At 62.3% G+C, this 8,589-nt stretch carries 8 protein-coding genes and 1 pseudogene; 7 read left to right on the top strand and 2 right to left on the bottom strand.

Annotated elements, in window-relative coordinates:
* The first annotated feature begins 73 nt into the window (after nt 1–73).
* The 4 genes from E5W87_RS06995 to E5W87_RS06980 all read left to right on the top strand — a co-directional run bounded on the left by E5W87_RS06995 (nt 74) and on the right by E5W87_RS06980 (nt 5,025).
* Nucleotides 74–1,378, top strand: a complete 1,305-nt coding sequence (locus tag E5W87_RS06995) for a DUF6638 family protein (protein WP_292395260.1) — start codon at nt 74–76, stop codon at nt 1,376–1,378.
* A gap of 50 nt (nt 1,379–1,428) precedes the next feature.
* The gene (locus E5W87_RS06990; RefSeq protein WP_292395258.1) at nt 1,429–2,553 is read left to right on the top strand and encodes a DUF2333 family protein; all 1,125 of its coding nucleotides are present in this window, start codon (nt 1,429–1,431) and stop codon (nt 2,551–2,553) included.
* A gap of 81 nt (nt 2,554–2,634) precedes the next feature.
* On the top strand, nt 2,635–3,030 hold the full coding sequence (locus E5W87_RS06985) for an ester cyclase (RefSeq protein ID WP_292395256.1): 396 nt from the start codon (nt 2,635–2,637) through the stop codon (nt 3,028–3,030).
* A gap of 315 nt (nt 3,031–3,345) precedes the next feature.
* Nucleotides 3,346–5,025, top strand: coding sequence for a formate--tetrahydrofolate ligase (locus E5W87_RS06980; protein ID WP_292395254.1), 1,680 nt, complete (start codon nt 3,346–3,348; stop codon nt 5,023–5,025).
* A gap of 68 nt (nt 5,026–5,093) precedes the next feature.
* Here E5W87_RS06980 and E5W87_RS06975 read toward each other — a convergent pair whose 3' ends face one another.
* On the bottom strand, nt 5,094–5,738 hold the full coding sequence (locus tag E5W87_RS06975; protein ID WP_292395252.1) for a cysteine hydrolase family protein: 645 nt from the start codon (nt 5,736–5,738) through the stop codon (nt 5,094–5,096).
* Between the two features lie 130 nt (nt 5,739–5,868).
* On the opposite strand from E5W87_RS06975, the gene E5W87_RS06970 reads away from it, so the two are divergent.
* Complete coding sequence (locus tag E5W87_RS06970) at nt 5,869–6,855, top strand: helix-turn-helix domain-containing protein (protein ID WP_292395270.1); 987 nt, start codon at nt 5,869–5,871, stop codon at nt 6,853–6,855.
* A 9-nt stretch (nt 6,856–6,864) separates the two neighbouring features.
* Here E5W87_RS06970 and E5W87_RS06965 read toward each other — a convergent pair whose 3' ends face one another.
* The gene (locus tag E5W87_RS06965; RefSeq protein WP_292395250.1) at nt 6,865–7,422 is read right to left on the bottom strand and encodes a sugar O-acetyltransferase; all 558 of its coding nucleotides are present in this window, start codon (nt 7,420–7,422) and stop codon (nt 6,865–6,867) included.
* A 164-nt stretch (nt 7,423–7,586) separates the two neighbouring features.
* Between E5W87_RS06965 and E5W87_RS06960 the strand changes: the two genes are divergently transcribed.
* Complete coding sequence (locus tag E5W87_RS06960) at nt 7,587–8,048, top strand: DUF4126 domain-containing protein (protein WP_292395248.1); 462 nt, start codon at nt 7,587–7,589, stop codon at nt 8,046–8,048.
* Nucleotides 8,045–8,589: pseudogene (locus E5W87_RS06955) on the top strand (FAD-dependent oxidoreductase); the annotation flags it as partial. The gene E5W87_RS06960 and the pseudogene E5W87_RS06955, both read left to right, overlap by 4 nt.

The following is an 8,589-nucleotide window of genomic DNA, read 5'->3' as shown; positions in this document are numbered from 1 at the left end:
TGAAGAAGAAGGGGAGTTGGGATGCGTGAGCCTGGCGCTTCTCCCTTCTCCCCGTGAACGGGGAGAAGGGTGTATGAGCCCCGCCAGGAAATCCGACCTTTTGCGCGAGAACGAGCTGATCTACGGCCGGCTGTTGACCATCGAGGAGCCGCATCTCATCCAGCGCTACAACAAGGCTTTGGTCGCCTTCGGCCTGAAGCCGACCAAGCTGAAGAGCTTCGACATCGACCGCACCGGCTTCTCGCCTGAAGTGGCCGAGGAATGCGGCGACTACAACTACCTCGATCCCAACGAGATCAACCGCCGCTTCATCATCCTGACGCCGTCGCAGATCGACCTGCCGGTGGTCCACACCGCCTTTTCCAACACCTCGCAGCTGATGTTCGAGTTCATGTCGAAGAATCAGCGCGCCATCGACGCGCTGACCATCAAGGATGTCATCTATGGCGAGATCGAGGATTCGGTCCCGGAGGTCAACGACATCGAGGATCTGCTGTCGATCAACCAGGTCGAGTTCAGGGTGCTGTCGGCGGAGGACGTGATGGGCAAGGCCGCCGAACTCGGCAAGCTCGTCGACCAGCTGAAGCAGGAGCCGGACGCCTGGCGCGACAACGCCATGCTCACCCGCATGGTGGAGCTTGCCAAGATCTGCGGCGACATCCGCGAGAACGCACTGGTGCCGGATCAGGTGATCTTTCGCCACAGCGCCTATTGGACCAGCCATTTCGGCGGGCTCTATGTGTTCATCGATCCTGACATGACGACGGTGATCAGCGACCCGGCAGCCCCCGGCTTCCGCCGCTCGCGGCCGTGGCAAGTGAGCTACCTCTCGATCAATGATGCCGACAAGGTGTTCAAGTTCCTCGCTGCCACCGGCCGCATCGAACTGCCGCGCGCCTCATGGATCGAAACCTCAGGTTATCTCGAACATCGCGCCGAGATGGTGGTGCGCGCACTGATCCGCGACGCCGAGCCCGATCGCAATCTGACCGACGTCGACAAGGTCTGGCTCCAGACCTGGATCCACGGCCATACCGACCTGATCACCAGGGACGGCAATTTTCCCTTCCTCAACGCTGCCAAGCGCGAGATCGCTCACCTCGGCCGTCTCAAGATCGAGGACGTCTTCCCGCAGCAGCGTTTCCTGGTGATCCGGGCCAAGCCCGACCATCCCGACGCCTGGTTGACCAACCAGCTGATCTCGGATTTCGTGCCGCAGGATTTCGTCTCGCGTTACGTCTTCAACAAACCGGGCTTCTACAGCGACTATGACGGCTTCAGCGACGCCTGGCGATCGCATGTTGTGGACGTTCTGAAAACCACATATCTGAAAGACAAGGTGGCGTTTCGCACACGCCTCTACGGCCTCACTGATTGAATGCCTGACTTATCGAATTCTTGGCTGACTGACGAGGGGGTGACATCGCCATGCTTGATCCGATCGTGAATTTCTTCACACGGATTTTCCAGTGGATCGGCCGCGGTATCGGCTTCGCCATCGGTGCGATCCTGTGGCCGTTCATGTGGGCCGGGCGCTGGTACACACAGCGCGGCTGGATCCTGAAGGCGGTGCTCGGCCTCGCTCTGCTCGTGCTGATCGGGCTCTATGCCAACTTCTTCTACGCCACCCAGTGGTGGAACAATTTCAACCCGAACTACGTCGCCAATTACACCTTCGAGAAACGCAACATTTCCGCCGGCGAGCAGACAGCGGCCGGCGCCGGCACCGACACCGCCAGGACGTGCGGAAACTCCGGCATAGCCCAGGTTGCGGCCGACCTCACCGACTTCAACGTCAACCAGAATGCCTGGGTCTCGTCGATGATCCTCTACAAGGTCGGCCTGTTCGGCATCGACTGGGACCACACGCCGTTCATGGACAACAAGGCCTCGTTCCAGCGCGGTATCAACCAGGCGGTGCGGCGCACGGCGACCGAGCTTGCCGACAATCTCGGCCGCGTCCGCACCACCTCGCAGATCGACGCCGACCTGCAGGATGCGCGCGGCAATCTGCAGTTCGATGAAGGAACCTGGTACTTCGGCATCAGCCCGTTCGGCCCGAAGACACCGACGCCCAGCTATTATCGCGACGCGGTGCGCAAGCTGCGTTCGTTCAATGCCCGGCTTGCCCTTTGCCAAACGACGTTCGACGCCCGCGCCGACAATCTGAAGCAGTATATCGACCGTATCGCCAGCGATATTGGCTCGACTTCGGCGATCCTCAAGGAGCGCGCTGAAAACCACAACAATGGCTGGTTCGACACCCGCGCCGACGACCGTTTCTGGTTCGCCTATGGCCAGCTCTATGCCTATTACGGGCTGATGAAGGGTGCGCAGGCCGATTTCGAGGACGTGATCAAGGAAAAACACCTGCAGAACCTGTGGGACACGATGGACTCGCAGTTCGTCTCGGCGCTGCGCATCCAGCCCTTCATCATCGCCAATGGCCGCGAGGATGGCTGGCTGTTGCCGACGCATCTGACGACGATGGGTTTTTACATACTCAGGGTGCGCTCGAACATGGTCGAGATCAGCAACGTGCTGTCGCAGTAGTTCGGCTGCGCATCTCGAGGAGCGGAACCTGATCGTCTCGTCGTCGTTCAACCGCTGGGCGGCAGCCAGCGAGGACACGAGATGGATATCCGGGAAATTGCTCGAAACTTCTATGCCACGATCGACACGCAAGACTGGGATAAACTGTCCAGTCTGGTTTCCCCGGATCTCGCCGTTCATCTCGGCAGCACCAACCCGGTCGGCTTCGCTGACTGGCGCAAATCCCTGACCGAGTTCTTTGTTGGATTCCCGGACGGACATCACGTCATCGACGACTATGTCAGCGATGCCGACAGGGTGGTCACGCGCTGTCGCTTTGAGGGCACGCACACCGGCATCTTCCATGGCGTCGAACCGAGCGGAAATCGCGTCTCGGTTGGCGTAATTCACATCGATCGGCTTGAGAACGGCGTCGTGGTCGAACATTTCGGCCAGCTTGACGGCTTGGGGCTGATGCACCAGATCGGCGCATTCTAGCGCGACCGCTCAGAGCGTCGACCGGCGCCTAACCCTGTCGCATTCCGTGCATTCCGCGGCTGTTTTGAGACGGCAAAACGGCGCGTGCTCTGGCTTCTATACGGCGCGACAACCGGGCGCGAAGACCCGGGACAGATCGCCCGGGAAACAGAGCCACCTTTCTTCATAGGAAACATAGTTGCATGCAAGTTGACGCCATGGCAGCGACAGGGTTAGAACGTGCCCTCGCCTGCTGTACCGGGCTGTTTCGAACAGGCTTGCGACCACACTGATCAAACCCGTCCCCTCCACCGTCCAATCCAGAGGAAAGCCGCCATGGCCGAAGTGAAGTCCGACATCGAGATCGCGCGCGCCGCCGACAAGAAGCAGATCCAGGCGATCGGCCAGAAGATCGGCATTCCAAGCGAGCATCTTTTGCCTTACGGCCACGACAAGGCGAAGATCTCGGCCGAGTTCATTAAATCGGTGAAGGCAAACAAGGACGGCAAGCTGATCCTCGTCACTGCCATCAACCCGACGCCGGCCGGCGAAGGCAAGACGACGACGACGGTGGGCCTCGGCGATGGTCTCAACCGCATCGGCAAGAAGGCGATCGTCTGCATCCGCGAGGCCTCGCTCGGGCCGAATTTCGGCGTCAAGGGCGGTGCTGCCGGCGGCGGCTATGCGCAGGTCGTGCCGATGGAAGACATGAACCTCCACTTCACCGGCGATTTCCATGCCATAACGACGGCGCATAATCTGCTTTCGGCGCTGATCGACAACCACATCTACTGGGGCAACGAGCTCGGCATCGACAATCGCCGCGTCGTCTGGCGCCGCGTCATGGACATGAACGACCGGGCGCTGCGCGAGATCATCTGCTCGCTCGGCGGCGTCGCCAACGGTTTCCCGCGCGAAGGCGGTTTCGACATCACCGTCGCCTCGGAAGTCATGGCGATTCTCTGCCTCGCCACCGACCTGAAGGACCTGGAGAAGCGCCTCGGCGACATCATCGTCGCCTATCGCCGTGACAAGTCGGCCGTCTACGCCCGCGATCTCAAGGCCGACGGCGCCATGGCCGTGCTGTTGAAGGACGCCATGCAGCCCAACCTGGTGCAGACGCTGGAGAACAACCCGGCCTTCGTCCATGGCGGCCCCTTCGCCAACATCGCGCATGGCTGCAACTCGGTCGTCGCCACCACGACGGCGCTGAAGCTCGCCGACTATGTTGTCACCGAAGCCGGTTTCGGCGCCGATCTCGGCGCCGAAAAATTCTTCGACATCAAGTGCCGCAAGGCCGGCCTGAAGCCGGCGGCAACCGTCATCGTCGCCACCGTGCGCGCCATGAAGATGAATGGCGGCGTCAAGAAGGAAGACCTCGGCAAGGAGAACGTCGAGGCGGTCAAGAAGGGCTGCGCCAATCTCGGCCGTCACGTCGAGAATATCAGGCAGTTCGGCGTGCCGGCGGTGGTCGCCATCAACCATTTCTACTCCGACACCAACGCTGAAATCCAGGCGATGAAGGACTACGTCGCCTCGATGGGCGAAGAGGCGATCCTTTGCAAGCACTGGGCCCACGGATCGGCCGGCATCGAGGAGCTCGCCAGCAGGGTGGTGGCGCTTGCCGAATCCGGCGCGTCGCAGTTTGCGCCGCTCTATCCCGACGCCATGCCGCTGTTCGAGAAGATCAACACCATCGTCCAGCGCATCTATCGCGGTTCCGAAGCGATCGCCGACAAATCGGTGCGCGACCAGCTCCACGCCTGGGAACACGCCGGCTACGGCCACCTGCCGGTCTGCATGGCCAAGACGCAATATTCCTTCTCGACCGACCCGAACCTGCGCGGCGCGCCGACCGGCCATACCGTGCCGGTGCGCGAGGTTAGGCTGTCTGCCGGCGCCGGCTTCATCGTCGTCATCTGCGGCGAGGTCATGACCATGCCCGGCTTGCCCAAGGCGCCGTCCTCGGAGAAGATCTTCCTGAACGAAATGGGCCAGATCGAAGGCCTGTTCTGAGATTTTGAACGCCGGAATGATAAGGGCGCCGCATCGCTGCGGCGCCCTTTGCTTACCACGACAGACGTCTAGGCGGCGTTCCGTGCCAGCGCGCGCTGGTTGGAGGCGTAGATCGTGTCGCGTTCGGGCAGCGTGCCGGTCTTCAGGCAGTCGATCCATTCAGCAGTCTTGAGAACGGCGGCAAAGCGCGATTGCAGAATTACAGTCACAACGCGGTGGATGTCCTCGGCCGAGGCGTAGCCGGCGCTGTTGGCATAGGGTACCGAGCCGGTGGCGTCGGACAGGAACTCCACCGCAAAGCCCATATGGACGGCGTGGATGATGGTCGACAGATCGCAATTATGCGTCATGTAGCCGACGACCGTAATCGTATCGATGGCGTTGGCGCGCAACCAGTCCTCGAGGTCCGTACCGGTGAAGGCGCTCGGCAAGGTCTTTTCGACGTAGTGATCGCGGCTTCGCCTTGATATCTCGGGATGCAATTCGGCGCCGTGGCTGCCCTTGGCGAAAATCGGCGACGTTTCGGGCGCCAGCTGCTTGATGACCACGACCTTGATGCCTGCCGCGGCGGCCGCGTCCATCGCTCGTGCTGCGTTGACGACGCTGTCGCGAAACGGCGGGTGCTGGATGGCGAGGTTGCCACCGTCATAGTCGTTCTGGATGTCGACGACGATGAGGGCACGGCGTGGCGCTGAGGTGGCTGGTTCAGACATGGAGTTTTCCTTTCGCGTTTGGCTTTGATTGGTCGAGGATAGGCCGGCTACCGACTTGCAAAAAGTGTCCCAATTGACATTGTTCGAAATAATTGGGACAATCAGGATCTAATCCTTGTTGGTGCTCATCATGGCCGATCCGATCGTTGCCGCCATCGCGTTCGATGGCATCAGCCCGTTCCACCTCTCCGTGCCGTGCCTTGTATTCGGCGAGGATCGCGCCGCACTCGGCCTGCCGCGCTTCGACTTCCGCATCTGTGCAATCGAAAGCGGGCCTATCCATACCGAAGCAGGGTTGACCGTGACCGCGCCGCATGGACTGGGCAGCCTCGACGGCGCGGACATTGTGATCGTCCCAAGCTGGCGAGATCTCGAAGATCCGCCACCGGCGTTTCTGGTAGAGGCGCTGCGGCGAGCGCACCGGAACGGCGCATTGATCGTCGGACTGTGCCTCGGCACCTTCGCTGTGGCGGCGACCGGACTGCTCTCGGGGCGGCGAGCCGCGACGCACTGGGCCTATACCGAGCAGTTGCAGGCGCTTTATCCCGACATGATCGTCGACCCGGACGTGCTTTACATCGACAATGGTGATGTCATGACATCTGCCGGCGTCGCCGCGGGGCTTGACTGCTGTATCCATATCGTACGGGCCCGCTACGGCGCCGAGGCGGCTCTTCGGCTTGCCCGGCAGATCGTCCTTTCTCCCCATCGGCAAGGCGGGCAGGCGCAATTCATAGAACGTCCCATCGCCAAGACCGGCAATGCGGATCGCTTCACACAGGCCCTCGACACGGTGCGCAAAACGCTGGGCGAGACGCACAGCCTGGACAGCGTCGCCGACGCCGCCGGCCTCACCCGCCGGACGTTCACGCGCCGCTTTCAAAAATCGATCGGCACCAGCTTCGGCGACTGGCTGATCGATCAGCGCGTCGCGCTGGCGCAGCGGCTGCTGGAAGCGACGGAAAAATCGATGGACACGGTTGCCTTCGAAGCCGGGTTCGGCAGCGCCACATCGCTGCGCCAGCACTTCGCGGCGCGGCTCAGGACCTCACCCGCGCAGTACCGGCGCGAATTTTCGAAGAATGCCGATCAGGACTCGCATGCCGTCCCGCATTGATCTGAATGCTCAGCCGCGCCTGACCGGCCGCGCCGGGTTGCCGACCACCGTGGTGTTTGGCGGCACGTCGCGGGTCACTACCGCGCCGGCGCCGACGATGGCGCCGTCACCGATGCTGATCCCGCCGAGGATGATGGCACTGCCGCCGATCCAGGCATTGTCGCCGATCTCCACCGGCTTCGCGATTTCCAGTCCTGCCTGTCGACCCGTCGCCTCCTTGTGATGCTCAGCGCAATAAATCTGCACATTGGGGCCGAGCAGCGTTCCCTTGCCGATGTGGACTGGTGCCGTATCAAGAATGGTGCACCCGGCATTGAGGAAGACGCCGTCGCCGAGAAAGAGATTGAAGCCATAGGCGCAGTGGAACGGCGCCTCGATCCGGGCGCCCTCGCCTACTGCGCCGAGCAGCGACTTCAGGACCGGTCCGATGTCGCCGCGCTGCCGGGGCGGCAGCGAATTATGCTCGAACACCGCGTCGCGCGCCGTGACCCGCAGCGCCTCTAGCTCCGGGTCGAGGCAAGTATACCACTCGCCCGCCGCCATTTTTACGCACTCGCTTCTTTTCAAGGTGATGTCCTCCTGCCTTGCCATGCTGTTTCAACGTGGTGTCAAAGCACAGTCCATAAAGATCGGGTAACGCCAGAGATCGCAGGCCTCTGGTCAAATGCCGCGCCTATGCTAGCCTGCTCTGGGCAGGGTTGTCCTGAGCCCGGCCATCGAGGGGATCAATCATGCTGCATATTCTGGCACTCCTGATTGGCGTCATTGCGGGCCTTCGTACCATGACAGCGCCCGCCGCCATCGCCTGGGGCGCCTGGCTCGGATGGCTGCCGGTCGCCGGCACCTGGGCTGCTTTCATGGGCCACTGGATCGCCGTCGGCATCTTCACCATCCTGGCCATCGCCGAGTTGGTCGCCGACCAGTTGCCGTCGACGCCGAGCCGCAAGGTGCCACCGCAGTTCGGCGCGCGCATCGTCTCGGGCGCCTTCACCGGCGCTGTGATCGGCGCGACCGCTGGCGCCACCATCGGCGGCCTGATCGCCGGCGCCATCGGCGCAGTGATCGGCACGCTGGGCGGCGCCGAGCTGCGCAAGCGCCTAGCCGTCGCTTTCGGCAAAGATCCGCCCGCCGCCTTTGTCGAGGACGCAGTTGCGATCATCGGCGGCCTATTGATCGTGGCGGCGGTGGCATGACGGCAAAGACATTCGACGCCATCATTATCGGCGCCGGACAGGCCGGCCCGTCGCTCGCCGGCCGGCTGACGGCGGCCGGTATGAGCGTGGCGCTGATTGAGCGAAAGCTGGTCGGCGGCACCTGCGTCAACACCGGCTGCATGCCGACCAAGGCCATGGTGGCCAGCGCCTATGCAGCACACCTTGCCCGCCGCGCCGCCGACTACGGCGTGACGCTCTCCGGTCCGGTCGGCGTCGACTACAAGGCGATCAAGGCGCGCAAGGACAAGGTGTCGAACGACGCCCGCGGCAACCTCGAAAGCTGGATTGCCGACATGGACAAGTGCACGCTCTATCGCGGCCACGCGCGCTTCGAATCCGCCAACACCGTGCGCGTCGGCGATGATCTTTTGACCGCAGAAAGAATATTCCTCAACACCGGCGGCCGCGCCTCGGTGCCCGACCTGCCCGGTGTCAACGACATTTCGTACCTGACCAACTCGTCGATGATGGATCTCGACGAGTTGGTCAGGTACGAAATGTCGTTGACACCGGGCAGGTC

Origin of the sequence: Mesorhizobium sp. (assembly GCF_004962925.1) — a bacterium.
Classification (GTDB): domain Bacteria; phylum Pseudomonadota; class Alphaproteobacteria; order Rhizobiales; family Rhizobiaceae; genus Mesorhizobium.
The sequence above is the reverse complement of the archived record's forward strand: the minus strand, read 5'-3'. Positions and strand labels throughout refer to the sequence as shown.

What these genes read in the sequence shown, in the direction of transcription:
- E5W87_RS06970 (WP_292395270.1), top strand. Translation starts at nt 5,869, where the DNA reads ATGGCCGATCCGATCGTTGCCGCCATCGCGTTCGATGGCATCAGCCCG.
- E5W87_RS06990 (WP_292395258.1), top strand. Translation starts at nt 1,429, where the DNA reads ATGCTTGATCCGATCGTGAATTTCTTCACACGGATTTTCCAGTGGATC.
- E5W87_RS06985 (WP_292395256.1), top strand. Translation starts at nt 2,635, where the DNA reads ATGGATATCCGGGAAATTGCTCGAAACTTCTATGCCACGATCGACACG.
- E5W87_RS06995 (WP_292395260.1), top strand. Translation starts at nt 74, where the DNA reads ATGAGCCCCGCCAGGAAATCCGACCTTTTGCGCGAGAACGAGCTGATC.
- E5W87_RS06975 (WP_292395252.1), bottom strand. Translation starts at nt 5,738, where the DNA reads ATGTCTGAACCAGCCACCTCAGCGCCACGCCGTGCCCTCATCGTCGTC.
- E5W87_RS06980 (WP_292395254.1), top strand. Translation starts at nt 3,346, where the DNA reads ATGGCCGAAGTGAAGTCCGACATCGAGATCGCGCGCGCCGCCGACAAG.
- E5W87_RS06960 (WP_292395248.1), top strand. Translation starts at nt 7,587, where the DNA reads ATGCTGCATATTCTGGCACTCCTGATTGGCGTCATTGCGGGCCTTCGT.